Here is a 24,518-nt window from a genome sequence, read left to right on the forward strand (position 1 = left end):
CGCGGGGTAAACAGCCTTTGACGAAGCCGTCTACGGCTTAGGACGACTTGTCGTCGGTGCCAGCATCGGTGTCATCGCCGTTGTCGGTAGCGTCAGTGTCTTTCGTGTCTTCAGCGTTTTCTTTCCCCTCGGCACTGTCGGCCCCGTCAGCCTTCGCGGCATCCGGCTTATCTGCATTGGCTTGGTTGGCAAGCATCTCCTCGAGCGCGTTGATCTCGGCGATGGGGTCGAAGCCGTCGATGTCGGCGGAATCGAGCAGGGAGTCGATGAACTCGGCGGAGTTGCCCAGATCCTCGGCTGAGGGGAGGAAATCCGGGTGATCCCAGATGTGATCGCGGCGGTTGACGTCCACCGCCACGGTCACGCGGCGCCACAGCTCCTGAGCCTCGGCGACCTTAGGGGCACCGAACTCGATGCCCACCACGGCAGAAAACGCCTTCTCCGCGGAACCACCGGTGGCACGGCGGCGGCGCCACGCCTCGCTTAGTGCCTGGGTGTTGGGGATGCGATCGGACATGCAGTCGAGGACCACGTTTTCCACCCAGCCCTCGATGAGTGCGAGCAAAGTCTCCAAACGGGAGACGGCGGCGGCGTTGCGGGAGCTAATACGCGGAGACATGTCCAGTCCCTGCAGGCGCTGCATAGCATCCTGAATGGCTGCCGGGTCGCCGGATTCAAGGTTGAGCTCCCGCATGGCCTCCTCGATGTGCGAGGTATCGATCACAAGACCTGCGGCGTATTCCTCCACGGAGGAAACCAGGGTCTCCAACAGCCACGGGACATGCTTAAACAGGCGCTGGCGAGCGGCTTCGCGGGCGGCGAGGTAAACGAGCGCATCCTGCCGCGGCACCTTGAGGTCGCCGGAGATGCGCGCGAGGTTGCGCGGCAAGATCGCGGTAACGCCAGTCGGCGCCACGGGCACGCCGAAGTCGGAGCCGGTCAGCGTCTGTGAGGCCAGGTCGCCGAGGGCATTTCCCAGCTGCATGCCGAAGTTCATGCCCGACATTTGGTTCATCATGTTCAGCATGGGGCCGACCATCTCGCGGGCTTCCTCGGGCAGCGACTGCATCTGAGCCTCGTTCATGTGCTCGGCTACCGGGGTGACCATGCGTTTCCACATGGGCAGGGTGCCATTGAGCCACTGCTCCTCGTTCCACACCTCGACCTTGTTGCCCGAAACCGGCAAGATGGTGGCATCGTCGAGCCACATCTCCGCTAGCTGCACCGCGGCGGTGACGGCCGACTCATCCTCCGGTCCCAGCGGGGTGGGAGTGCCGATCTGCTGGCGGGCGATGCGCTCGGCGAGGGCATAATTAACGGGGCCTTGCCCATCGGGGGAGTTCATTGACGATCCCATCCCAGACAGCATCTGCCCGAATTGATTGAGCATGTCTCCTAAACCGCCGGCACCAAAGGGGTTGGGGCCGCGGTTAGCGCCGTTATCGTCATCGTCGTTGCCGCCGAAGTTAAAGGAAAAGCCAAATCCGTTAGAGTTCATGCCCTAAACCTACCTGCCTTCGTGCCGATATGGCCATGATTATGCACGTATTGCGCAACGCTCTTAGCGAACACCGTGCGCTTGGCATTTAGGTTGCGATACGGCGCGTGTTCGCGAGGCCCTGCTTGCCGACGCCTCACGGTGGGAAAACTCCTTGTTTGCGTTCGGCGCACGCGAGCTCCCCAGTGGTGGGGGAGCATGCCGGCCACCGCGGGATGTACCCTTATAAACCGTGAATCGACAACTGCGCACCATCGCTTTGGGGGCTGTGCCCCTGGTCTTGCTTTCCTGCCTGGTTACCTTCGACCGCATCCCCGGAACAGACATTAGCCTCACGGTGCCCTACGCCGCCGAAGGTCCAGGACCTACTTTTAATACCCTCGGCGAGTACGACGGGGAGCCGGTGGTGGACATCCAGGGCGCCGACCTGGATGAGACCAGCGGCAACCTGAACATGACCACGGTGTCGGTGCGCTCAAACATGACGCTCCTGCAGGCCATGACCCGCTGGCTGCTCTATGGCGACACGCTGGTGCCCATCGAACAGATCTTCCCGCAGGATCAAACCGAAGAAGAGGTCAACCAAGCCAACGAGGAGGCCTTCTCTGTCTCCGAGGCCTCGGCGACCATCGCCGCGATGAACTACCTCGAACTTCCGGTCAGCACCCGGGTTGCTCAGACCACCGACGCCTCCCCCGCCAAGGACGTGCTGCAAGAAGGTGACATCATCCTCAGCGTTGACGGCGAGGATAAGACTAGCCCCTCCCAGGTTCGTGATGCAGTGCAGGCCAAGAAGCCGGGCGATGAGCTCACCATCGGCTACGAGCGCGAGGGCATCAAGCAGGAGGCAACGGTCACCCTAGCCGCGCATCCGCACGATGATTCCGTGGCCTTTCTCGGCGTGTCGATGGAGGCCATCCCCGCCGGTGGCATCAGCGTGAATTACAACCTCGAGGACGTCGGCGGGCCGAGTGCCGGCATGATGTTTAGCCTGGCGGTGATCGACAAGCTTTCCCCGGGGGAGCTGACCGGAGGCAAGTTCGTGGCCGGCACCGGCACAATCGATGACGAAGGCACCGTGGGACCAATTGGCGGCATTACCCACAAGATTCAGGCGGCCAAGGACGCCGGCGCGGAGGTGTTCTTGGCCCCTGCGGACAACTGCGCCGAAGCCGCGAGCGAGGACGACGGCATCACCGTGTTGAAGGTCACCTCCATCGACGATGCCATCAGCCAGTTGGAGGCCTACAGCGCCGGCAAGGACGTGGTCACCTGCGACTAGCGTGGCGCTAGGCGTCTTCCTTCGCGGTCTCGTCGGCATCCGGCTCGTCGGTAGCTGAGGCGGGCTGGTCTGCTAGGCCCAGCTCGTAGATCCGCTCGGCCGGATCATACTCGTCGCTCGAGACCATGTGCTGCAGGATCAATCCCTTGTCATTGTCCACCACGGTGATCACGGCGATGCTGCCGAGTGTGGACCAACCCACAACCTTTGTGCCCGTATCCTCCACCACGCGTGAGGAACGCAGCTCGGTGAGCAATTGTGTGGTCGAGGCGGCCTTCGCATCCGAGGCATAGAACTGGAACTGGCCTACTTCGTCGCCATCGCAGGCCACCGAGTCCTGCACTCCGTTGGGGGCGCAGGAGTCAAACTGGTCGAAGAGGGAATCCGGGGCCAGCGAGCCGAACTTTTTCCGCGCATCCTCGATGGCTTTTTGTTTTTCGCCGCTGGCGGAGGTGACAGAGCCGGTTGGGCGCGGTTTCGACGAGGTTGCGGTCGCCTCAGTGCGGGCATCGTTGCTTTCCGACGGTTCCTGGGTGCGGCTAGGAGAAGGCGTCGCGCTGGTGGTCTCCGGGGCCTGCGCAGGGGCCTGAACCTGAGTCTCGCCTTCGGGGGCGGCCTCGGATTGGTCACCGCCGCCGCACGCCACCAGCGTCAAGGCGCAGCCCGCGACAACAGCCGCCCGGGTGGCCTTCACGGAAACTCTCAAGGTAAAGCGCACGGTGTGCCAAGCCCTTCCGCCGAAATAAAAAATAAAAAACTTAAGTCAACACCCATCCTAAACGCATGTGCGATTAGAGCGTCCCCAACCCATCATCAAACTCATCAAAGGAGTTATCAAAAGTCGCCTTCAACGCCAAGATGACACCCGGTGCAACACCTGGGCCACCGCGCAGCTCCACCTTGTCCTCAGCAAAAGGACCCAGCGCAGCCAGTTCCTCCTCGGAACGCCGCAGCTGCAACAAGGTCAGCTCCGCATCTGAGCGCAACACCCCGGAAAACAGGCGCGCCGGGCGGGGGGTGGGATCTGTCGAGGAGGTATCGCGGAACATGATCTCCTGAGCCAAGATCGCCCCCACCACCTGCGGTGGCCAGGCGATGCGGGAGATATAGTCACCCAATTCCTCCGAGCCGGGCAGGATGGTCTCCGGTAGGTTGTCTTGGACCACCAGGGTCAAAGGAGCGGTGTCTTCTTCGAGCAGCGCCGGGGAGGCGTCGGCAAGCAAAGAAGCAGGAACCAGCGCAAACAAGGTGGGGGAGGCGTCCCAGCCCTCGGCGTGGATAAAGTCGACCGCTTCCAACATGGCCTTATTTAATGCCTGGGGGGAAAGCTCGGGAGGGGTCATCCGAAATTCCTTATAGTCTCGAAGTAACTACTGTGACGTAGAGTAGGAAAATACACGCACAAGCTGCCACCGGCCTTATAGCTTGCTTCCTTCTTACTGGGAAGGGGGAACGGCTTTCGGTGCCGCAACGTTGTGCCAATGACAGTAAAGTACACCACTGCCCAGAATGGAAAAGGAGAGCAGGAGTTGGCTTCGTCCATGAACCCTCCGTCCCCGCAACTTCGGCGGCCGCCGCGGGCCTTGGGCACGACACTGGTCGTGCTGTTGGTCATCGTCGGTCTCATCCCCACGATCGTCGGTTTTTACACCGACTGGTTGTGGTTCGGTGAGCTGGACTTTAGGGGGGTGTTTAACAAGGTAATCCTGTCCCGCGTCCTCCTCTTTGTGATCTTTGCGGCCCTCGGCGCGTTCATCACGTGGCTTGCAGGCTGGCTGACGTTTAGGGGCAGGCCCGATGAACTAGAAACGCTCACCCTCGACGGTCCGATGGCGGGGTACCGCGCCACACTGGATCGAACGGTCAAGCGTTTCCTCGTGGGGCTGCCATTTTTCGTCGGTCTGCTTTCCGGCGTGCTGGGGCAGCGCTCGTGGCGCACGGTTCAGCTATTCCTCAACCGGCAAAGCTTCGGCGTGCAGGACCCGCAATTTCACATGGATTACGGTTTCTACGCCTTCGATCTGTCATTTTTCCGTCTCATCTTGAGCACGTTCACCATCTTGGTGGCGTTGGCCTTCTTCATCACCCTTGTTGGACACTACCTGCTGGGTAGCATCCGCATTGGCAATCAGGCCGCCGGTGTGCGTGGGCACGTGAGCAATAATGCCCGCATCCAGTTGGCAGTCTGGGCAGGAACCTGGATGCTATTGAAGGTCGTCGGTTATTGGTTCGACCGATACGATCTCCTCAACCGCAATCAGGGAACCTTCACCGGTGCAAGCTACACCGACATCAATGCGGTGCTGCCGGCGAAGATCATCCTCATGATCATCGCGGTGGTGGTCGCGGCCAGCTTCTTCTCCGCGATCGTGATCAAGGATCTGCGGATCCCGGCAGTGGCCACCGTGCTCATGCTCTTGTCCGGCATCGTCATCGGCTCGGTGTGGCCACTGCTGATGGAGCAGTTCTCGGTGCGCCCGAACCGTGCGGAAAAGGAATCGGAATACATCTCCCGCAATATTGAGGCCACCCGCTTTGCCTACGGCATCACCGATGACAAGGTCAACTACATCGACAACTGGGGTGCCTCCGTCAGCTCTGATTCGGAATCGAAAGATCGCACCTCGGAGGTCTCTCAGGATACCGCGACGATCAATAACATCCGCCTGCTGGACCCAGAGGTGTTGTCGCCGACGTTTACTCAGCAGCAGCAGCTGAAGAACTTCTACGGCTTCCCCGACTCTTTGTCGATGGATCGCTACGTCATCGACGGCGAGCTGCGCGACTTTGTGGTTGCCGCCCGTGAGATCAACCCGAACTCGCTGCAGGACAACCAGCGGGACTGGATCAACCGCCACACCGTCTACACCCATGGCAATGGCTTCGTGGCCGCCCAGGCCAACCAGGTCGATGAGGTCGCCCGCGACGTCGGATCCGCCCGCGGTGGCTACCCGGTCTACACCGTCTCCGATCTGCAGGCTACCAACCAGGAAGCCGAACAGGTGGGCATCGAGGTCACCGAGCCGCGCATCTACTACGGTCCGGTGATTGCCTCGGCACAGGACGGGGCTGACTACGCAGTGGTGGGCTCTGCTGACGGCAATAGCGTGGAATATGACTCTGATTCCTCCACCTACACTTATGCCGGTGAAGGCGGCGTGGGGATCGGCAACGTTTTCAATCGCACGGCGTACGCGCTGCGCTATCAGGAGATGAACCTGATCCTGTCGGATCGCGTGAACTCCGAGTCCAAGATCCTCTACGACCGGGACCCGCGTGAGCGCGTCCACAAGGTCGCCCCGTGGCTGACCACCGACTCCACCACCTACCCGGCAGTCATTGACGGCCGCATCAAGTGGATCGTGGACGGCTACACTACGTTGAGCTCGCTTCCGTACGCTGAGCGCACGAGTTTGTCGACCACCACACTGGATACCTCCGGCTCCGTCGGCGCGGCCCAGCAGCTGTCGATGTTCGATCAGGTCGGTTACATCCGTAACTCGGTCAAGGCCGTGGTCGACGCCTACGACGGCTCGGTGCAACTGTATGCCTTCGACGAATCCGACCCGGTGCTCAAGGCCTGGCAGGGCGTGTTCCCGGGCACGGTGCAGCCGAAGTCGGAGATCTCCGACGAGCTGATGAACCACCTGCGCTATCCGGAGGATATCTTCAAGGTGCAGCGTGCGATGCTGTCGAAGTACCACGTCGACGATGCTCGTGAGTTCTTTACCAATGACCGCTTCTGGTCCGTGCCGGAAGATCCCACCGCGGATGAGGCCAACAAGGCAAACCAGCCCCCGTACTACGTGGTCGCCGCCGACCCGGATACCGGCAAGTCCAGCTTCCAGCTGATCACTGCCTTCCGTGGCTTAAACCGCCAGTTCCTGGCAGCGCACATGACCGCCTCGTCGGATCCGGACAACTACGGCAAGATCACCGTTCGCGTCTTGCCGACCGACACGCAGACGCAGGGCCCGAAGCAGGTTCAGGACACGATGACCTCTTCGGATCAGTTTGCCTCTGACAGCACGCTGTGGAAGGGCTCCAATGAGATCATCAGCGGTAACCTGCTGACACTGCCGGTGGGTAAGAACGAGATCCTCTATGTGGAGCCGATTTACTCCAAGCGACTCAATCAGGCCTCGGCGTTCCCGAAGCTGCTGCGTGTGTTGGTCAGCTACCGCGGTCAAGTTGGTTATGCACCGACCATTTCTGAGGCGCTGGCACAGGTGGGCATTGACCCGAAGGCCGCTCAGGACCTGGATGAGGCTGGCGAGGTGACCACCTCCGATCCTGCCGAGGCCACCGGGGACTCGAATCAGCCTGCTAGCGGCTCCGGCACGCAAGGTGAGGCTATTGACAAGATTAATGAGGCACTGGAGAACCTTAACTCCGCTAAGTCCGGTTCGATGGAGGAGTACGGCCGCGCCATCGACGAGTTGGATAAGGCGGTGCAGGAATACCAGAATCTAGCCACCACGTCGGCTGAGGCGGCACCGTCTTCCGAAGCCCCGGCAACGGAGGAGCCACAGAGCTAGTTTTTCAGCAAAGCTCAAAAACAATCCCAGATCCCCAGGCCACAAGGCGAAGCGAATTGCTCGCTGGGCTGGGGATTTGGCTTTTTCGGCCCCCACGGTTATAGTTATAAAACGTCGCAAGGAACACTTGCAACGCGTCGCGGGGTGGAGCAGCTCGGTAGCTCGCTGGGCTCATAACCCAGAGGTCGTAGGTTCGAATCCTGCCCCCGCTACTAATCCGGAACCCTCGGTTCGTGAAAACGAATCGGGGGTTTCTTTTGTTGCATTGACCTTTCGGGGGAGTAGGTCTGCAACTTCAAGGCCGAAGAAGTCCGCAACTGTAAAGAGGTCTTGAACACTCCAGCCAACTTGGCCGAGAACCTTGCGGCTAACTGCCTGGGATGTGATTCCGAGAACCTCCGCGAGGCGCTTGCGCGTGACCTTGTTGCGAAACATTAGATCGTTGATCGTGATTCCGATTGCCTCATCAGCAGAGTAGCTATTCCTGGGTAGCTGTTTCATTGTTGCCATGAGATGAAATTTAGCACTCAAAAGAATCAAAAACAACAAAAGATTGCAAAATTACACCACAGTAGTTAACCTTCTGTTTATGGGTGAAACAAAAAGTTGTGAAGGCGAGGAAAAGTGGTATTCGCCTCCGGTGGTTGCTGGGCTATTGCCGGGTAATCCCACCCCTGAGACGGTGCGCAATTGGATTCGCAGTGGGAAGGTCCCCGGAGCACGAAGGAGCCCCGGCAATCGGTGGCAAATACCTCAATCAGGTCTTGACCATCTAATGGAATCATTCGAACTTCCCAAGGAGCGGGAGGTCAACAGTGACTAGAAACAAAAGGACCGTCCCCGTTGCACCGGGGACGGTCGAAAAGATTCGCGTGTTGACTCGCGCAACAAATCTAAGCCCAGTCTACGGGGGTACCTGCCCTCGCGCAACGGTAGAGGTGGCGCACAGTGAGTACTAAAGCAGTGGCCTGGGTTCTAGACGACCTGCAAGGGCTCAAGCCGGGGCCATCACTTGTCATGATTGCTCTCGCCGATTTTGCCGATGAGCGCAACAGTTGTTTTCCCGGCCAGGACAAGATCGCTAAGAGGGCGCGCTGCTCCAAGCGTTCTGTCGTCGCGTATCTCAAAGAGCTTCAATCGCTGGGGCTGATTTCGGTCGAACGCCGCGTTTATAGCAACGGCCACTCGGGGGTTCGACGCACGTCCAATCGCTACATTTTGCACGTTGGGAAGACCTACAGCCTCGAAGATGCAAAATCTGCACCTTCGAAAGAAAGCGCAGGTCACAATGAAAGTGCAAGATTTGCACCTTCGAATTTCGAAAGTGCAAATTTACCCCTTTCGAAAGTGCATCCTGTTGCACTTAATGAACCACCAGTTATAGAACCACCAGTCCCTTCCCCCCAACCCCCCGTGGAGTCGGGCGAGGCGGAGTGGGCGGCTGCGCCGCTGGGCGGTGCACCTGACGGCGCACCGGGGGAGGGGGAAGACTCTCTCGATCTCGGAGACGTTGTGGCGGGGCTGTCGCCCGCCCAACGCTCGGCCTTGCTCGTGGCTCTCGGAGTGGGCGAGGGTGTGGTGCCCAGCACGCAACCTGAGCCCCAGGCGATGCCCGTAGCTCCCGTGCAAGACCCTGCGCCTGCGGTGGAGGATTCTTCGTGGTCGCAGGACGAGCTCGTCGGCCTGGCGCGCGAGGTGCTTCCAGAGCCGATGCAGGCGATGGCTCCCACGGCGCTGGCCCAGGTTGGCGAGATGATCGCTGAGCGGCTGGATGCTGGCTGGACGCGCCCTCAGCTCGCTGCGGTTTTGCGGTCTCGTGAGCTGCCGAAGCACGTGCGCTCGCTGGTGGCCTTGGTCAAGGCCAGGTTGCGCGACGACACCCCTGTGGATGCTGCTCCACCAGCGGGAACGACGTTTGCGCCCGAGTCAGAGACCCACGAGGTCGCTGAGTGGTCACATGAGCTTGTCAACGGTCGGGTGGTCACCCGCAAGGACCTCGACTGTGGGGCTTTGGCTGCGGATTTCCACCATGCCCGCGCTGAGGGCAGCTGGCACGGCGATAACCGCTGGGAATTCGCGGCGGCTGTCGGCATCGAGCGCTACCTGCTTGCCTGACCCAGCTTCCCTCGCTGGGTGTAGGTGGCGTGTAGCTCGGGTGGGCTGCGCGCCGATTCCAGGGCTCGGTCGGTGCTGATCGAGCCGAAAGTCACAACGAAAGGATGCGTCATGAGTGTCGGTCATGACTCCACCAACCACCACGGGCCAGGCCCCTACAGCCTGCAATCGTTTAACCGTCTACCTGTGCGTTTGCTTGTTGAGGGTTTGTGCACGTTCGAGATTTGGTATCCCGAACTGTGGGATCTTTCCGTGCATGGGGAGACTCCTGGCGAGCGTGACCAGCGACGCGCGGAGGCGATGAGCGTTTGTCAGGCTTGCCCGGTTCGTGCATTGTGCGCGAGTTTTGCCGAGGATTCCGGCGAGATTGGCATTTGGGGTGGCAGGCTTTTCCGCCCAACAAACACGACCGCTCCCCACCCGAAGGTGAGGAGCGACGGGCGCGGTGTCGGCGCGCCACCCAACAGTCTAACCAGTGGGTTAGCTCGACGAAAAGCAAGTGCATAAACCCATTGTTATCCCTGCATAACAGGGCATTGACTGTGTTTTTCGACAAAGCGAAACTGTGCCATGGATGCGTTGACATCTGTCAGATCATCCATGGCCATTAAAACCCCTCCGAAGGAGAGAAAGACATGAACAATCGAGGCGTTAGGGCTGGCGTTTTGCTGGCTACTCTCGCGTCCTCGCTGCTGTCACCTGCGATGGCGTGGGCAGCCGAAGCCCCGGCGCAGCCGGGCACGGTGCGCCCTGACAAGCAGGCGGTGGCACAGCCGGGCACGACCAAGACTGTGACCACGGGTACCACGGCTGAGAAGGACTCTGAGGCGACGAAGGAGCCAACCGAGGACAAGGAGTCCACCAAGGACACGAAGCCTGCTGTTGCGGAGAAGGACTCCGAGCAGGCAGAGGCTCCGGCTACCAAGCCAGCGACGAATGTGACTCCGGCTGTTGCGTCGTCTCCGGCGACGGCTTCGCAGTCGACCACTAAGACTCCGACGCAGGCGGACAAGGCGACGGTTTCTGAGACGACCACCTCGGTACGCGATGAGGTCGCCTCCCCGGCTGTTGAGGTCGAGACTCCGTCTGTGCGCACTGAGCATGCCGACGAGGTTGCTGCTTACGAGTTGGCGACGGTCATCGACCAGGACGGCGACGTGCGCCAGGAAGTCCAGGACAAGCACACCCCGGATGCCGTTCGTGGTGATGATTCCGACTTGACGTTGGCCGATGTCCCTGACGTGGACGGCGATGGCCCTGATCCTGATCCGGGCACTGATCCTGCCGCTGCTCCGGGGATCACCTCGGTGTCCACCGGTGCGTCGATTGATACCGCGCAGGGCACGGGTGCGATCTCGTTCGAGTCCACCCTTGAGCAGACGGTCGTCAACGTTTCCGGCCAGCCGGTCGGGGATGCTCCCGCTGCTGAGCTGAGCGTGACTGTCGCAGGCCAGAACGTCACCGTCAACAACGGTGGCGTGGAGACCAGCTTCGTTGCTCCGGTGATCCCGGTCGAGGTCACCGACGCTGTCAACCAGGCTGTGGAGTCTGTCGTCCCGGCAGATGTGCTTGATTCCGTGAATGCGGCAGTCAACCAGGCCAACGCGGACTTCAACCAGGCGGTGCAGGACACCCTGGCACAGACCCCGGATGGACAGAACGCAACCGATACGCCGCTTGGCCAGGTCACGACCTGGTTTGAAGCTCACTAAGCACCAAAGGGGTTGAACATGGACTCGTGGTTTGACGAAGCAGAACAAAACCAGGCGGAGGAGCCTGCCGCGCCCAAGGCGGAAAAGCCCAAGCGTGAAAAGGCCACCTCCACCAAGGTCAAGACTTCCACTGGCATCTCCGCATCTGCCTTGCAGGTGATGGGATTGCTGGGAGCACTGCTGTTGGTTGTGATTGCAGCCTCGCTGGTGCTCATGCGTGCGACCGGTGGCGATGATGCGGACTCGGCCACGGGTGCCACCTCAACCATGACGGTGGACCCTGCCGGGCAGATCGCTGTGGCCGGGCAGTGCGAACCAGAAGAAGGCGAAGTGCGCCTCTCGGTGGCTGATACGACCTTGCGCGGGACCATCTCGAAGTGGCAAACCGCCTATTACAGCGAAGATGCGGAGACCGTCAAGCAACTGCTTGCCCCTGATTCCTGGATGCAAGACCAGGACTGGGCAACGATTTTGCCCGATGCCGCAGCCGAGGGCTCGTCCTGGTGCGCGGTGATGGCCCCGGTTAAGGACGATTCGGTGGATGTGGATCTCATGGTCACCTTCGCCGATGGCTCCTCACAGACGTACCAACAAACCGTTTCCGGGGCTCAAAACGAGTCCGGGGAATGGCAGATCGTTGATATTACAACTCGATAAGGACGGTCCTCGATGAAGAATCTCATTGGACTGGCAGCTTTGACAGCGATGGCCTCGACCATCGTCGTTGTCCCCTCAGCAGCTGCCGAGGATGCCCCAGAGCGTGCCTGCCCTGGTGTGCAGCTGGTGATTGTCAACGATGCCAGCGACTCCACTTTGGGCAATGTTGATGCGGGTTTCCTCGCCGAGGTCACTGACCCCATTTTGGAGGCTGCCAACGACGACACCACGGCAGCAGTGGACGCAGGCTTTACCGCGCCCACACCGACCGCGACGGCCACTGCCGACGCGGGTTCTGGTTCCTGGAAGCCGGATGTGTGGGGCACGCAGTCTGCCACTACGTCGGCAACCTCAACGGTTGCGACCCCCACCTCGCAGGCTCCAGCAACCGAGACTGACTCAGACGATAGCAGCGTGAATGTGGGGCGCACGGTGATTTCGGTGGCCTCGACCAAAGACACCCGCGCCTATATCCCTGGGGTGACCGGCCCGGATACCACTCCCGCTTATGAGGAGTCGATCCAGCAGGCCGTCGATGATACCGAGTCGGTGTTGGCTGAGATTTCCGAGCAGTGCCCTGATACCAAGGTCAGCCTGTTGGGTGTGGGCCAGGGCGCGCAGGCCGTCTCGATTGTCTCGAAGAAAATTGGCACAGGGGATCTGATTGATTCCTCCAAGGTTATTGGCGTGGCCATGTTCGCTGATCCCTCGCGCGCTGCCGACCAGCCGGTGGTGGCTAACGGTGCGTCTGCTCCTGCTGGTGCCTCCCAGAATTGGGATGTGACCCCAGCAAGCGGTGCTGGTGTGGCAACGGTGACCGGGCAGACGGTTGGCGCTGATTCGGGCACTTACGGAAAGCTGGCTGATCGCGCGGTGTCCTGGTGTGCGACCGGAGATGTGGCGTGCTCGCTGGCAAGCGATACCCCACTGGGCCGACTGGTGTCCAACGGCATGGAGGCAACCGCAGGCAAGGCCCCGGAGGCTCAACTGGCTTATGTCACCGATACCCTTGGCCCAGCCGTCGTACTGGCGAGTGTTGAGACCCTGGCCGAAGATGTGCAGTTCGGCGATGGTGGGTTTAGTTTCAAGGCGGCTAGCAGCCCGAGCCAAACCCTCATTGGACGCATTGCCACCGAGTCGGCGGCCCCGGTGGATCAAACAGAGATGCAGCAGCGTCTCGTCAGCGCTGGTATGCAGATTGGTGGCATGGCCTTGGCTGCCGGTGTCACGGTCGCTAAGGAAGTCGTCAAGCCCGAGAACATCGCCCAGATCGCAGCAGCGAGTGCTATTTCGCCTGCCGCTGGTGCTGGCGCTGCCTTGCTGATTGCGTCGAGTGCTGCCACGGATCTAGTCAACGAGCGCACGCTGACCACGGGTGCTCGTCGCCTGGCCTCGGAGGCGCAAGCAGTCGGCATTGACGACGACGGGCTTGCCCAGGCTGCCGTCCAGGCGGCGGTGGGTTCGCAGGTCTCGAAGTCCGCAGGTGCCTATGACTCCGCAGGCATGACGGCCTCGGGCCAGTCGGCGGCAGAAGCAACCACCTCCTGGCTGGCCGACGTGGTCGGCGCTGAGCTCGGCAAGAACCTGTCGACGGGCACTGTGCAGCAGGCCAGCACGTTTGATTCGAATGCGATTGCAGCCGCAATGAAGGACTTGGCATGAGCACGGTAGACCGCGACACCGAGAAGATCCCGTTGCGTCCTCCGAGGCCAGACGACGAGTCCCATCTTTCCCCGCCATGGGAGATGGACGAGTCGCTCCTATTCCCGCCACGGAAGATCTCAGCCACGGCGAAGGGCTTCCTCCCGGTTGCTCACCAGCAGCTGGCTGACCCAGCAGAGCGCGCGCCGATTGCGTGGGCAGTCGGAGCCCACGGTGGGGCAGGGGCAAGCACACTTGCGAGTGTGATTGCGCCGATGGCTGATGCTGGTGGGCAGTGGCCGGCCTATGACCAACACCGCTATTGCGTGGTCGTGTGCCGCTCGACCTGGACGGGCCTGGATGCCGCACACTCGGCCGTCTTGCAGTCGCAAGCAGGTGATACCGGTGGTTGCGAGGTCTTAGGTGTGGTGATCATCGCGGACGCTCCTGGGCGCACCCCGAAGCCGTTGGTGCAGCGAGAAAAGGTGCTTGAGGATCTCACCCACGTATGGCGAGTGCCCTACCTGCCAGACTTCCGGGTGACTGCCCCCGACAAGCTCGCAGTATGGACTCCCGCAGCAACGACAGATCATGAGCGCAAGCGTGGCCTGAGAAAAGCACCAGCGACCGACGAAGTCGCAGCAGCCATCGCAGAGCTGGGTCACGAAATCTTCCAAGCCGCGTTTGCGGCTCACACCAAGAACGAAAAGGACTCCTGACATGAACCTCAACCCTGTTTACTTCCTGGCACAGATGCCTGGACAAAACATCCAGCCGCAAGCACCAGGCGAGTTTGCCTCGAAGTTCGACAACATCTTGAACCTGGCTATGTATATCGGCATTGCAATTGCGATTATCGGCGTGATCGTCGCCGGTGCGTCCATGGTTATCTCGCGCCAGCAGGGCTCAAGTGAGGAGGCCACCTCGATGGCACTGCGCATCGGCATTGGCTCCATGATCATCGGAGCCGCGGGAACGATTGTGGCAGCCATGCTATGAGCGCGTTCATCACGGCTCAGGGGCCGCCTACCTCGACCTGGGTGCCACCGGACTCGGTGGTCTCCGCCATCGGTGAATGGCTGTCTTTTGCCAGTTACATCGTGTTAGGCCTTTCCATCCTGGCGGTGATTATCGTCGGCGCAATTATGGTCCTCGACCGTGATCGTGGTGAGCCGGTCAGCGCCATAGCCCCTGCCGTGCGAGCGTTCCAGATCGCCCTGGGCGTGATGGTCATTTCGAGTGCTAGCAGTCTGGCTGCCTGGCTGGCGTCCTAATCCAAACCTCAAACAAGGAAATATCCCCTCATGAATCGCCCCCTCTCTCTAATCGCCAGCGTCCTGGCAGCGGGTGCACTGCTGGTCGGCTGCTCGTCCGACAACGGCAGTGACACGTTGTCCTCGCAGGTGCAGGATGCTTACGACCTGACCACTGCCCCTGGGCGCACCACGTGGACGGTGGGGCCTGCTGGCTTGCAATATCCGGTCTCGACGACCTCGGGGCCGTTTAACCACGACTCGGTGCCCAGTGGCTTTGAGGCCTCACCGCAAGGTGCGGTCGTGGCAGCGATTACGACGCAGGTTTTTGTCGCCGGTGCCGACGACGAGACGTGGCCAGAAGTCTCCCAAACTCTGCTTGAGCCAGGCGCTGGCCGTGACCAGTGGGCTCAAGCCCGCGCCCTGGTCAGCGTCAACGGCACACTGGATAACCCACCTGTGTTTCGGGGATTCAAGATCGCCTCCTATGACCCGAATGAAGCGGTGGTGACCTTGGCAGTCGAGTATCCGGGAAACACCTTGGCAGCGATGCCAGTGCAGCTATCGCACAGCAGTGGTGACTGGAAGGTGGTTTTGCCCACCCAGGATGAGGCGGTCGATCTCACAGCAATTACCGATACCCAGTTGGCGACGGATTTCGTGGCCTATGGCCCGAAGGAGGCCTAAGAAGAAATGAGCAAGAATCAAAGCTCGCGCACGTGGCTGATCGCAGCCGTCGCAGCCCTGGTTGTCGTCGCCATTGTTGCAGTTGTCGTACTGACTCGCTCTGGTGATAACAGCGATAATCCCCAGGCGCAGTCGCCCTCGACGAGTGCGCCTGCCACGTCGGGTACATCCGCCGCATCGGAGACGAATTATCCAGGTGCGATGGTCGGTAATACCCAACGCACGTGGCCAGACCCTTCCGGTTTGATTGACGACTCCGCTCACGCGACACCGGGCACGTGGTCAGTTGATTTCGCTTTTCAGCGGCCTGTGTGGACACCCATTAACCATGACGGAGACCTGCCGAGCAAAGGCGACCTCGTCGATGGGGGATTCGAGCAGTGCTCGACGGGAAACGTGGTGCTTGGCGGATCCACTACACAGCAGTACGTGAATGGACGCTACCTCGTCGTGAACTCTGAGGCAGGGCCATCGCGAATGAACAACGGAGTCCCAGCAGGCTTCGCACACTCACCACAAGGTGCCATCGCCCTTGCCCTGAACGCAGCAGCATACGGCGTTGGCGGCCTTGGAGATGGCATTGGCGAGGAGATCGACAAGGCCTGGTGGTCAACCTACGAGACCCTGCAAGAAGATCGTGAATTTCGAGGCCTGAATAAGCCAACCTACGACCACACCAAGAATCGCCCCCGACTGCTTCCAGCACCTGGCTATTACGAGGTAACGCAGTGCAACGAGAATGTCGTCGTTGTCGAGGTCGGACATGATTTCAGAATGACCGGCGATGGCGGCATCAAGGTCGCGATTCCTGTGTACTGGCGCAATGGCGATTGGGTGCCGGACTTGTCCGGCCAAGCTGGAGTCACCTTTGATCGCGGTGGAACTTTTGACCCCGACAACCCAGCACCGCTGAATGAGGTGCATTACCAGTGATCGCCGTATTTCGAACAGCAGCCTCGCGGTGGGTGACGGCAGCTGTCGTTGCACTAGTAACTCTCGTTCTGGTGGCCACGCCCGCGCTCGCGCAGGATTCCACAGACACCGACAAGAACATTCTGGAGCGTGGCTATGACGAGTGCGTCTCCATTGAAGATGAACGTGGCGTTCTAAGCCAGCTTGTCGAGGATGGGCTCATTACCGAAGCCGAAAAGGATGAGGCCGCTGGCCTGTATAGGTACGATGCCGACAAGGTTGCAAAGATCCGAGAAGCCCATCAGGAGCGATGGGATGAGATCCTCGCCCACCACCAGGAAAATCGTGGTCTCGGTGCGTCACTGGGACGTTTCGGACTAAAGACAGCTTGTGTCATTAGTTCGCCACTTAATGGTGCAGCGGTTGCGTTCAATGAGTCCGCGTTTTGGAATGACCCGATTGGTAAGTTCGTGAAGTCCGTCCTGGAGGGCAACACCCAGGCGTTGGAGACGGCCATGACGTTCTGGATGGACTACTCGACCTCCAGCGTGGACGTGGCTGCCAACACCCAAGGTGTCAAGAACATCGTCATGGGTTTGTCGGGTTTCGCGCTGATGGCCTCGTTCATCATCGGTGGCTGGCGGCTGGTCTCGTCCAGGCGTGGCGGGCTCCAAGAGGGCATGAGCGAGATCAACGACAACATGCTTAGATGGCTGATCTTCTCGATTGCAGTTCCCGCCATGTTCCCCGGTGCGATGATCGCCAGCGATGCTTTAGCTGATGCCATCATGAGTGAGTTCGGTGGCGGGGTGGACAGCATCGTCAACCTCGGCGGGCTCGAAGATACCGAGTTCGGCCCCATCGTGATGCTCATCCTGGCAGGTGTGATGCTCATCGGAAGCGTCGTGCAAATCCTCGCCCTGGTGACTCGAGTCTTGATTGCTCCGATTGCGGCCGGCCTAACCCCACTTTTTGCCGCACTGTCGTTCACAGAGGCAGGCAAGCAGGGCCTTAACCACTTGGTCAGCTTCCTGATTGCAGCAATTGCGTTCAAGCCAGTCTCGGCGCTTCTGTATGCGGTCGTGCTGTGGAACGTCGGCCAGGGCGGCGACATTGGCGTTGCCGGAGGCGTGGTCAACGCGCTGATGATTGGCCTGGCGGGCTTTGCAGCCCCTGCCCTGGTGCGCGCAATCGTCCCAGCTGTCGCACAAGCTGGCGCTGGTGGAACTGCGCCCATGCTGGCAGGTGCAGCTGGTGTTGTCGGCGGGCTTGCAGGTGCTGCCGGTGGAGTGCTCAGCACCGCTGGCAGGGCTGTGGCAGGCAGCCCTGCCAAGGGTGCTACCGGAACGGGCGTACAAACCACCACGAGTGCAGCAACGGGAACAAGCACCACCACTGGCGGTGGGGTGGCTGCCCGCGCAACCGGTGGCGGTGGCGCTGCCTCGACGAGCACTGCCTCCCAGCCCTCGGGTGCAAGCGGTTCCCCCTCGATGCGCAGCCGGGTCGCCGCAGGCGTGGGTGCAACCGCGCGTGGTGTCCGTCGCGGAGCAGGCGCAACGCTGACGGGCGCAGGCAAGCTCTCCCAGGGCGCTGCCAAGGTAGCAGCGGCATCTGGACAGGCAAGCCGTCACGCGCAGGGCATTTTCGATGATTCGATTGGCACGCCGGGCGGTTACGCCGGGCAGGTTCACCGATAGGAGCAGATCATGGCAAAAACAGATGAGGTAATCGTTCCCCAGTATTCCCTGGGCCAACCCCCGCGCCGTACTGGTCTTGGTGGGCTGTCCATGGCCACCACGGCAGTCATCGGTGCCGGATTCATGATCTTCCTGCTTGTGCAGTTCTCCGGCCTCGGCTTCGGTGTGGGATTTGTGGTCTTGCTGCTTACCGCACTTGCTGCCGCGCTGATTAGCGTGCAGTGGGGTAATCGCTCGATTGCGACCATGCTGCGGATGCTCGGACAGGATGTTTCCCGCCGCCGGGCAGGCGAAGATGTGTACCTCTCGGGTGTGTTCTCCAAGGTGCCTGGCGGCTTCCACCGACTGCCAGGCACGCTGGCCCGCACCTTCGTGGTCGAGTCTGTGGACACGGATAACCAGCCGTTTGCAGCCATCGTCGATGGTCCAGGGCGCACGGCCACGGTGCTGTTTGACTGCCAGCTAACCGGCCAGACCCCAATGACCCAGGAGGAGCGCAACCAAAAGACCGCGGAGTGGTCACGCTGGCTGGCCTTGCTGTCACTGTCCGGGGACATCAACCACGTGGCCATCGTGGTGGGCCACCGTCCAGGAACCGGCCAGCTGGTCGCCCAGGAAGTCGATTCGATTCTCGAAGATGATGTCCCACCAGTAGCTGCCCAGATCATGAGGGAGGCTGGGCAGTATCTGTCGATTGGGGTTCCGGAGATTATCTCGCATATCGCGGTGACCTTCCACGTCGATGGTGAATCGTTGAAAGACAATTCCTTTCTCGGCCAGCTTGCAACGCGGTTGCCGGGTATGTACCGGCAGTTGGCATGGGCAGGGATTATCGCAACGCCTATGAATGGTGATGACCTGGTTGCCCGTGCGCATTCGTTTGTCAATCCTGCTGCTGAGGCAGACTTGGAAGAACTGTCAGTCTTGGGGATCTCGCACGGGTTGGGATGGCAGGACGCTGGCCCTGGCTACGCGCGCACCACCTCGAGTGCTTATGAGCATGAGGGGTGCTCCTCGGTGAGCTGGGAAATGAAAGATGCACCCCGGTCGACCTTTGAAGACACGCTGCTGACTGGCCTACTTAGTCCTCATGAGCGTATTGAGAGACATAGGGTCGCATTGATCTACCGCCCCTATGAGGCAGGCAAGGGTGTCTCCAAGGTCGAGGGCGAGCACCGCGACGCGATGGTGGCCGCCAATTCCTCGAAGTCGATCCGTTCGGCCAACGCTGAGCTTCGTCTGGAACACACTGAAGCTGCCCGGCGTGCCCAGGCACGCGGTGCTCAACTGGGGCGCTACTCGCTGTTTGTGACCGCTACTGTCTCCGACGCGGAGCAGTTAGAGCGGGTGAGCCAAGACGTACAGCAGCTGGCTGCCGGGGCAAGCATACGGCTTGCGAAAATGACTCGCCAGCAGGACACCGGATTTATTACCACCTGTGGGCTCGGCCAAGTGCCGTGGGACAAAGAATCAACTGATCTGATCTAGGACGCGCTAGGAGTACGGAAATGGCAAAGCGGTTTAGGCTAAGGGCTACCACGGGTCGACGGGAATTGGTCGCTTACCCTCTCGTGCGGAAAATGCGACTAGAAACAGTACGAGACCTGCGTGGATTCCAAGTCGGGGTACTAATCTCACCAACCCACAACGAGGCGAGCGTGGCCTTGCACCTCGAAAACCCAGCAGCGGCGACAGTCGGGGCCTGGCGGCAGTGGGAGCACGACGTTACCGAGGACGAGACAGTAATCGCCACCTGCCTCAGCGTGAGCGCCTCTGAGACTTTGTTGTGGGTGACATTCGAGGCCACCGGCAAACTCGAACGCAAAGATACTGGTGAGTTCCTCACCCGAATCGCGCGGGCATTACCAGCGGCTTATGACGCCGCAGACGCGCTGTCCCTTTCGGCGACCCCCCTCAACTCTGATCAGATCACAAAGATGATTGCTGTTGCCGTGGGGTCTGGAGAACAGGACGTTTTCCCACCTGTGATCCGACAATTGTCAGAACACGCGGGCGCTGTGGCGACCGATATGCAGGTCACGGCAAGCTTCGAGATCGGCGAGATTACCGACGATTCCGAATTTTTCACCTCAGTGATCGACGCGGCCATGGCCGTAGCCGATGATGCCCTCGACCTGGCCACGGTCAGGGTGGGGCTCTGGTCACGCACGGCCGTTGGCAGGAATGAGTCCCCGCGCGTAGTGGCGGTGGTTTCGCTGAGTTGCCTGGATGGGCAAACTGTCGATGATCTTTCGCAGGCTTTGCTTGCTGAACTAACCCCCAAGCAGCGTCTGCGCGTGCGTCGCCTGTGGGGCCGGCAAGCCATGGCCACGCTCGCGTCACTGGGTTGCGGCGTACTCGGGTGGCAGCAGCTGGAGGTAGCAGCATGACCCAGTACATGCGTGATTTCGAGCAACTACACGTCGACATTGAAGAAGGCATCGAGCAGGCGCCCTCGCGGTTTTCTGCTGAGGGGCGTGCTTATCGGCGCTGGCTCAAAGAGCTAAAACGTGCCGAGCGCGACGAGCAGCAATGGGAACAGCAGGCTGCTGGTGCGGTCAAGGTGCGCAGCGAGCGCGCGTTCTCGCGGGCAGGCGCACGAGGTTTCAGAGGCGCGTCTGCTGGCACGCAGCGAGTGATCTCTGGTCCGCAGGAATGGCAGACCACCACGAATTTCGGTGCAGGGTTTAACCCTAATGTCATTGGGGCTCCAGCACCGATGATCGGCACACCCTTGGGCAGGCATGTGACCACGGGTGCAGAAATTGGATGCGACCCCCTGGCGTGGTTTCGTGAAGGAATCATTGCCAACCCCTCAGCGTTCGTGCTGTCCCTGCCGGGTCTGGGAAAGTCCACACTGATCCGCAAGATGCAGATGGGCGCTGTTGCTCAAAAGCAGGTTCCCATTATCGCCGGTGACATTAAGGGCGAATACGTCGGCTTCGTCCACCAGGTCGGCGGGCAGGTGATTACGATTGGCCACGGTCTCGGCCACATTAATCCACTGGATGTGGGCGCGCTCGGGCGCGTGATTCCTGATCTGGAGGCCTCCGGCCAGGACGAGGTCGTCCAGCGTGCCAAGGAACAGGTGCACGGCCGCCAGGTGACCATGGTGCAAACACTGATTAGCCTCGGGCGTGGCTCTCAGCCAGCAGACTTCGAGGTCATGCTGATCTCGGCGGCCCTTCGCGAGCTCTACAACCAACAGGACGTGGACTGGGCACACCCTCCGGTTCTCGCGGATCTGATTGATCTTCTTGAGGAGGGCACACCGGAGCTGCGCAAGAAAGCTCGCGCCCGCACCGACGAAGCCTGGGATCGCCGCGTGGATGATCTCGTCTTGTCGCTCAACGCCCTGTTGGACGGCCAGACCGGCCAGATCTTCGACGGTCAAACCACCACTCCGATTGACGTGGACTCTACAGCAGTCTGCATCGATGTCTCTGCGATTGACCGAGGAGATGCAGCCATGAAAGCAGCAGTCATGATGGCGTGCTGGTCGAATGCCTTTGGTGCTATCGAGGCTTCCCACCTGCTCGCCGACGCGGGCCTGGGACCGCAGCGGTTGTTCTCGGTGGTCCTCGACGAGATGTGGCAGGTTTTGTCTTCCGCACCGGGCATGGTTGGCCAGGTGGACGCGCTGACCCGTCTCAACCGCACGGATGCGACCGCGCTGTCGATGATTACCCACACGTTTCAGGACTTAGAGGCCTTACCCACGGAGGAAGATCGTAAAACAGCCATGGGCTTTATCGAGCGCGCAGGAATGGTGATCTGCGGCGGCCTGCCGAACTCGGAGCTTGACATTCTCTCCTCCAGGTTGTCGTTTACCGATGCCGAAGGCCACATGATTACCAGCTGGTCCACCGGTGCGCCACCGAAGCGCTCGCGCACCCGTGGAGCGCGGGCGACTCCGCCAGGTCGTGGCCGGTTCATGATTAAGCCCTCCAAAGATGGCTCGCCGGGCATTCCGGTCCAAACCGTGCTCTTCCCGACTGAGGTCCAATTCCGCCTGCATGACACCAACGTCCGCTTCGACGACTTCTTCAAGGCTGGTGAACTGCGATGACTAGCCCTTATCGTCGCCACTTCCACCCTGACCATATCCGCAAGGGCGCAATGCGGGAATTCATCGAGACCTGGCATGACTACACCTCGCCGTCGGCAGCAGCAGCTGCTATCGGCGGGCGCTGGGGAGTGGGGAGAACCACTTTGTTTGAGTGGCTGCAAGCAGACGGCCAGTGGCCACACACCCGCGTGGCTGAAAACCTGCGCCTAGCAGCAGAGAATAAGCAACTGCGGGAGAAGATCCTAAGGCTAACCGGAGGCGAGGAACCATGAAGCGCCTTGGCTGCGGTTTGCTGGTGCTCCTGCTGCTCCTGGTGATCCTGGTAGTCGTCATTCTCGGCGGCGACAACGACGACAACGTGTGTTTGGATGGTCGCAGCAGTTCCACCTCAAGCCAGGATGGCCGGGTGCCCGCAGGCTCATTCTCTCTGCCTGAACGCGGGGCGACGGAACACGTGACTAGCGGCTTCGGCCCACGCGGCGGCAGCATGCACGAGGGTATCGACATTGCACAGGGCGAGGGCACACCGATTTACGCCTACGCTGACGGTGTCGTGTCCTTGTCTGCTGATGATCCAGGCGGCTACGGCCACTACATCATCATTGACCACGAGGCTGACGGACAGACATTTTCCACCTTGTACGGACATATGTTTGACGATCACGTGTACGTCAATGTCGGCGACACTGTCTATGCTGGGCAGCACATCGCTGACGAGGGATACAACGGCGGGGTCTCACCACCAGGTCCGGGAGGCTCTCACCTGCATTTTGAGGTGCACGTTCCCGGCTACCGCAACCCGGTGGACCCGCAGGCGTGGCTGGATAAGGCCGTGGAGCCCGGTACCCAATCAGAAGGTTCCGATAAGACCGAAACGAAAACGCAGAAGAACACCCCAGCAAAGGGCTCAACCGAACTCCAACCGGTCAGTTATTTCTCAGAGACGAACATGCAGGTCAATGCCGTGCGAGGAGGTCGTGCAGTGGCAGCGAACTTCCCAGAGGTCACCCTTATTGGAGGCTGGCGCCCATCCGATGCCGTCGCCGATGATCACCCGCAGGGTAGAGCGATCGACGTCATGATCGACAACTACCAAACCTCAGAAGGGATTGAGCTTGGTGACTCCGTCGTCTCGTATTTCCTGGCGAACTACGACGCGCTCGATGTGGACTACATCATCTGGCGCCAAGAGTTGATCTATCCCGGCCAGACAACTGCAATGGAGGACCGAGGAAACTTGACTGCCAATCACTTCGACCACGTGCACGTCTCCTTCAACCCCTCGGAAAAGGCCAGCCCAGGACAAGACATAGGCTCCGCACCCGTGGGCGGATCGGCACCCAAAGCAGACTCAAGCGGGACAACCTCGACCGACTGTGTCGTTGATACCGGTCTGGAAGATACTGCGCTGAATGCCGAAAACATACCCGCAGATTGGGTGCGCCCGATTCAGATTGCAGGTGCTACCTGTGATGCTGTGAATGCGCCCCTGATTGCTGCCTTGCTCGAGCAAGAATCCGGTTTCCAGGCAGGTGCTGCCAGCGGCGTCGGCGCCCAGGGTCCTGCCCAGTTTATGCCAGCGACCTGGGCTGGGATCGGAGCGGAAATGAGCGAGGACGGCAAGGTCATAGGCCCCCCAGGATCAGGAGACATATCCGATCCCAAGGACGCGATCCCCGCGGCAGGGCGGTATTTGTGCCAGATAGCTGCCAATCAAGCACCCCTGATCGCCTCCGGTGCCATCAAGGGTGACCGAGTCCAACTGATGTTGGCTGGCTATAACGCCGGCGAAGGGGCGGTACAGCAGTACGGAGGTGTCCCACCGTATGCGGAGACCCAGAATTACGTGACCTCTATACCAGCAAAAATGACGAAGTATCAGAAGCTCTAAGAAAGGCGTAGGACAATGACGAGAAAAATCAAGTACTCGATCATCGCGGTGATCGTGGTAGCACTTGCCATCATCGCCGCTATCGTAGTCAGGGCTGCAACCGGCGGACACGACGGCCACGACGATACCCACGCAATGGCAGACCCCACCACCAACGACCCAGTGGTGGCCGCCTCCTTTGTCATGGGCGAGCTTATGACGTGGGAACCGGCCACCATGGCCAGCCCCCAAGACGCGGCCGCGCTCATTTCTGATCGACTCACCGGCACCATGTTGCAATACGCCGAATCTGGCCAACCAGATCCCGTGCTACCGAAGGCTTGGTCCTCGTGGGCGGCATCGAATGATCGCGTCCATGGGGTCGCCGTCCTCGACGAATCGCGTGAGGTTGTCATCCACGACACCCAAGCCGAAGTCCCATTGACCGTTACCCAAGAAGTCTGGCACTCCTCGGGCAAGAAAACACCGATGGGCTCCATCGCAGTGACTGTCGAAGTGGAGAAACACAACGGTCAGTGGCTTGTCAGCTCGTGGCAGCAAACCGGGACGTCACAGTGACGAAATAA

At 60.5% G+C, this 24,518-nt stretch carries 24 protein-coding genes, 1 tRNA gene and 1 pseudogene; 22 read left to right on the top strand and 4 right to left on the bottom strand.

Annotated elements, in window-relative coordinates; all coding sequences use genetic code 11:
* Positions 1 to 37: 37 nt before the first annotated feature.
* Positions 38 to 1,498, bottom strand: coding sequence for a zinc-dependent metalloprotease (locus PAB09_RS03395; RefSeq protein WP_271034671.1), 1,461 nt, complete (start codon positions 1,496 to 1,498; stop codon positions 38 to 40).
* Positions 1,499 to 1,730: 232 nt separating this feature from the next.
* Here PAB09_RS03395 and PAB09_RS03400 point away from each other — a divergent pair, with 232 nt between their 5' ends.
* Positions 1,731 to 2,780, top strand: coding sequence for a YlbL family protein (locus PAB09_RS03400; RefSeq protein WP_271034672.1), 1,050 nt, complete (start codon positions 1,731 to 1,733; stop codon positions 2,778 to 2,780).
* A 7-nt stretch (positions 2,781 to 2,787) separates the two neighbouring features.
* Here PAB09_RS03400 and PAB09_RS03405 read toward each other — a convergent pair whose 3' ends face one another.
* Both PAB09_RS03405 and PAB09_RS03410 read right to left on the bottom strand, forming a co-directional pair.
* On the bottom strand, positions 2,788 to 3,498 hold the full coding sequence (locus PAB09_RS03405; protein ID WP_271034673.1) for a hypothetical protein: 711 nt from the start codon (positions 3,496 to 3,498) through the stop codon (positions 2,788 to 2,790).
* A gap of 73 nt (positions 3,499 to 3,571) precedes the next feature.
* Entirely contained in the window at positions 3,572 to 4,123 is a 552-nt protein-coding gene (locus PAB09_RS03410; protein WP_271034674.1) for a PPA1309 family protein, read from the bottom strand.
* A gap of 186 nt (positions 4,124 to 4,309) precedes the next feature.
* On the opposite strand from PAB09_RS03410, the gene PAB09_RS03415 reads away from it, so the two are divergent.
* The gene (locus PAB09_RS03415) at positions 4,310 to 7,318 is read left to right on the top strand and encodes a UPF0182 family protein (RefSeq protein ID WP_442873734.1); all 3,009 of its coding nucleotides are present in this window, start codon (positions 4,310 to 4,312) and stop codon (positions 7,316 to 7,318) included.
* A gap of 138 nt (positions 7,319 to 7,456) precedes the next feature.
* A tRNA-Met gene (locus PAB09_RS03420) sits at positions 7,457 to 7,530 on the top strand.
* Here PAB09_RS03420 and PAB09_RS03425 read toward each other — a convergent pair.
* Positions 7,490 to 7,828 carry a helix-turn-helix domain-containing protein gene (locus PAB09_RS03425; protein WP_318532834.1) on the bottom strand — a complete coding sequence of 113 codons (339 nt, stop codon included), beginning with the start codon at positions 7,826 to 7,828 and terminating at the stop codon, positions 7,490 to 7,492. The two genes, PAB09_RS03420 and PAB09_RS03425, sit on opposite strands and share 41 nt — an antisense overlap.
* A 79-nt stretch (positions 7,829 to 7,907) precedes the next feature.
* On the opposite strand from PAB09_RS03425, the gene PAB09_RS13310 reads away from it, so the two are divergent.
* The 19 genes and pseudogenes from PAB09_RS13310 to PAB09_RS03510 all read left to right on the top strand — a co-directional run bounded on the left by PAB09_RS13310 (position 7,908) and on the right by PAB09_RS03510 (position 24,510).
* Positions 7,908 to 8,141, top strand: a complete 234-nt coding sequence (locus PAB09_RS13310) for a helix-turn-helix domain-containing protein (protein ID WP_155895082.1) — start codon at positions 7,908 to 7,910, stop codon at positions 8,139 to 8,141.
* 194 nt (positions 8,142 to 8,335) lie between these two features.
* Positions 8,336 to 8,410 (top strand): annotated as a pseudogene (locus PAB09_RS13315) (hypothetical protein); the annotation flags it as partial.
* 321 nt (positions 8,411 to 8,731) lie between these two features.
* Positions 8,732 to 9,433: a hypothetical protein gene (locus PAB09_RS03430; protein ID WP_271034676.1), complete on the top strand. Its 702-nt coding sequence runs from the start codon at positions 8,732 to 8,734 to the stop codon at positions 9,431 to 9,433.
* Positions 9,434 to 9,733: 300 nt separating this feature from the next.
* On the top strand, positions 9,734 to 9,940 hold the full coding sequence (locus PAB09_RS03435; protein ID WP_244877363.1) for a WhiB family transcriptional regulator: 207 nt from the start codon (positions 9,734 to 9,736) through the stop codon (positions 9,938 to 9,940).
* Between the two features lie 128 nt (positions 9,941 to 10,068).
* On the top strand, positions 10,069 to 11,145 hold the full coding sequence (locus PAB09_RS03440; protein WP_271034677.1) for a hypothetical protein: 1,077 nt from the start codon (positions 10,069 to 10,071) through the stop codon (positions 11,143 to 11,145).
* 18 nt (positions 11,146 to 11,163) lie between these two features.
* Positions 11,164 to 11,802: a hypothetical protein gene (locus PAB09_RS03445; protein WP_271034678.1), complete on the top strand. Its 639-nt coding sequence runs from the start codon at positions 11,164 to 11,166 to the stop codon at positions 11,800 to 11,802.
* 12 nt (positions 11,803 to 11,814) lie between these two features.
* Complete coding sequence (locus PAB09_RS03450; protein ID WP_271034679.1) at positions 11,815 to 13,464, top strand: cutinase family protein; 1,650 nt, start codon at positions 11,815 to 11,817, stop codon at positions 13,462 to 13,464.
* Positions 13,461 to 14,162, top strand: a complete 702-nt coding sequence (locus PAB09_RS03455; protein ID WP_271034680.1) for a DUF6668 family protein — start codon at positions 13,461 to 13,463, stop codon at positions 14,160 to 14,162. Before PAB09_RS03450 ends, PAB09_RS03455 begins: the two co-directional genes overlap by 4 nt.
* Before the next feature lies 1 nt (position 14,163).
* Complete coding sequence (locus PAB09_RS03460; protein ID WP_025252106.1) at positions 14,164 to 14,442, top strand: TrbC/VirB2 family protein; 279 nt, start codon at positions 14,164 to 14,166, stop codon at positions 14,440 to 14,442.
* The gene (locus tag PAB09_RS03465) at positions 14,439 to 14,717 is read left to right on the top strand and encodes a hypothetical protein (RefSeq protein ID WP_271034681.1); all 279 of its coding nucleotides are present in this window, start codon (positions 14,439 to 14,441) and stop codon (positions 14,715 to 14,717) included. Before PAB09_RS03460 ends, PAB09_RS03465 begins: the two co-directional genes overlap by 4 nt.
* A 30-nt stretch (positions 14,718 to 14,747) precedes the next feature.
* Positions 14,748 to 15,383, top strand: coding sequence for a hypothetical protein (locus tag PAB09_RS03470; protein ID WP_025252108.1), 636 nt, complete (start codon positions 14,748 to 14,750; stop codon positions 15,381 to 15,383).
* Positions 15,384 to 15,389: 6 nt separating this feature from the next.
* On the top strand, positions 15,390 to 16,316 hold the full coding sequence (locus PAB09_RS03475) for a hypothetical protein (protein ID WP_155895084.1): 927 nt from the start codon (positions 15,390 to 15,392) through the stop codon (positions 16,314 to 16,316).
* The gene (locus tag PAB09_RS03480) at positions 16,313 to 17,992 is read left to right on the top strand and encodes a hypothetical protein (RefSeq protein WP_271034682.1); all 1,680 of its coding nucleotides are present in this window, start codon (positions 16,313 to 16,315) and stop codon (positions 17,990 to 17,992) included. The genes PAB09_RS03475 and PAB09_RS03480 overlap by 4 nt, the downstream gene beginning before the upstream one ends.
* Before the next feature lie 9 nt (positions 17,993 to 18,001).
* Positions 18,002 to 19,480, top strand: coding sequence for an SCO6880 family protein (locus PAB09_RS03485; RefSeq protein ID WP_271034683.1), 1,479 nt, complete (start codon positions 18,002 to 18,004; stop codon positions 19,478 to 19,480).
* A 170-nt stretch (positions 19,481 to 19,650) separates the two neighbouring features.
* Positions 19,651 to 20,382 carry a hypothetical protein gene (locus tag PAB09_RS03490; protein ID WP_271034684.1) on the top strand — a complete coding sequence of 244 codons (732 nt, stop codon included), beginning with the start codon at positions 19,651 to 19,653 and terminating at the stop codon, positions 20,380 to 20,382.
* Positions 20,379 to 22,061 (top strand): ATP/GTP-binding protein, encoded by a 1,683-nt coding sequence (locus PAB09_RS03495; protein ID WP_271034685.1) that lies wholly within the window; start codon positions 20,379 to 20,381, stop codon positions 22,059 to 22,061. The genes PAB09_RS03490 and PAB09_RS03495 overlap by 4 nt, the downstream gene beginning before the upstream one ends.
* Complete coding sequence (locus PAB09_RS03500; protein ID WP_271034686.1) at positions 22,058 to 22,333, top strand: hypothetical protein; 276 nt, start codon at positions 22,058 to 22,060, stop codon at positions 22,331 to 22,333. The genes PAB09_RS03495 and PAB09_RS03500 overlap by 4 nt, the downstream gene beginning before the upstream one ends.
* Positions 22,330 to 23,952, top strand: coding sequence for a peptidoglycan DD-metalloendopeptidase family protein (locus PAB09_RS03505; RefSeq protein ID WP_271034687.1), 1,623 nt, complete (start codon positions 22,330 to 22,332; stop codon positions 23,950 to 23,952). Before PAB09_RS03500 ends, PAB09_RS03505 begins: the two co-directional genes overlap by 4 nt.
* Positions 23,953 to 23,967: 15 nt before the next feature.
* Positions 23,968 to 24,510, top strand: coding sequence for a hypothetical protein (locus PAB09_RS03510; RefSeq protein WP_271034688.1), 543 nt, complete (start codon positions 23,968 to 23,970; stop codon positions 24,508 to 24,510).
* The last annotated feature ends 8 nt before the right edge of the window (positions 24,511 to 24,518 follow it).

Origin of the sequence: Corynebacterium sp. SCR221107, from assembly GCF_027886475.1 — a bacterium.
Lineage (GTDB): Bacteria > Actinomycetota > Actinomycetes > Mycobacteriales > Mycobacteriaceae > Corynebacterium.

Bases quoted from the DNA above. Each gene is read 5' to 3' on its own strand.
- PAB09_RS03395 (WP_271034671.1), bottom strand. From the start codon at position 1,498: ATGAACTCTAACGGATTTGGCTTTTCCTTTAACTTCGGCGGCAACGAC.
- PAB09_RS03410 (WP_271034674.1), bottom strand. From the start codon at position 4,123: ATGACCCCTCCCGAGCTTTCCCCCCAGGCATTAAATAAGGCCATGTTG.
- PAB09_RS03425 (WP_318532834.1), bottom strand. From the start codon at position 7,828: ATGGCAACAATGAAACAGCTACCCAGGAATAGCTACTCTGCTGATGAG.
- PAB09_RS13310 (WP_155895082.1), top strand. From the start codon at position 7,908: ATGGGTGAAACAAAAAGTTGTGAAGGCGAGGAAAAGTGGTATTCGCCT.
- PAB09_RS03435 (WP_244877363.1), top strand. From the start codon at position 9,734: ATGAGCGTTTGTCAGGCTTGCCCGGTTCGTGCATTGTGCGCGAGTTTT.
- PAB09_RS03440 (WP_271034677.1), top strand. From the start codon at position 10,069: ATGAACAATCGAGGCGTTAGGGCTGGCGTTTTGCTGGCTACTCTCGCG.
- PAB09_RS03445 (WP_271034678.1), top strand. From the start codon at position 11,164: ATGGACTCGTGGTTTGACGAAGCAGAACAAAACCAGGCGGAGGAGCCT.
- PAB09_RS03450 (WP_271034679.1), top strand. From the start codon at position 11,815: ATGAAGAATCTCATTGGACTGGCAGCTTTGACAGCGATGGCCTCGACC.
- PAB09_RS03455 (WP_271034680.1), top strand. From the start codon at position 13,461: ATGAGCACGGTAGACCGCGACACCGAGAAGATCCCGTTGCGTCCTCCG.
- PAB09_RS03460 (WP_025252106.1), top strand. From the start codon at position 14,164: ATGAACCTCAACCCTGTTTACTTCCTGGCACAGATGCCTGGACAAAAC.
- PAB09_RS03465 (WP_271034681.1), top strand. From the start codon at position 14,439: ATGAGCGCGTTCATCACGGCTCAGGGGCCGCCTACCTCGACCTGGGTG.
- PAB09_RS03470 (WP_025252108.1), top strand. From the start codon at position 14,748: ATGAATCGCCCCCTCTCTCTAATCGCCAGCGTCCTGGCAGCGGGTGCA.
- PAB09_RS03475 (WP_155895084.1), top strand. From the start codon at position 15,390: ATGAGCAAGAATCAAAGCTCGCGCACGTGGCTGATCGCAGCCGTCGCA.
- PAB09_RS03485 (WP_271034683.1), top strand. From the start codon at position 18,002: ATGGCAAAAACAGATGAGGTAATCGTTCCCCAGTATTCCCTGGGCCAA.
- PAB09_RS03495 (WP_271034685.1), top strand. From the start codon at position 20,379: ATGACCCAGTACATGCGTGATTTCGAGCAACTACACGTCGACATTGAA.
- PAB09_RS03500 (WP_271034686.1), top strand. From the start codon at position 22,058: ATGACTAGCCCTTATCGTCGCCACTTCCACCCTGACCATATCCGCAAG.
- PAB09_RS03505 (WP_271034687.1), top strand. From the start codon at position 22,330: ATGAAGCGCCTTGGCTGCGGTTTGCTGGTGCTCCTGCTGCTCCTGGTG.
- PAB09_RS03510 (WP_271034688.1), top strand. From the start codon at position 23,968: ATGACGAGAAAAATCAAGTACTCGATCATCGCGGTGATCGTGGTAGCA.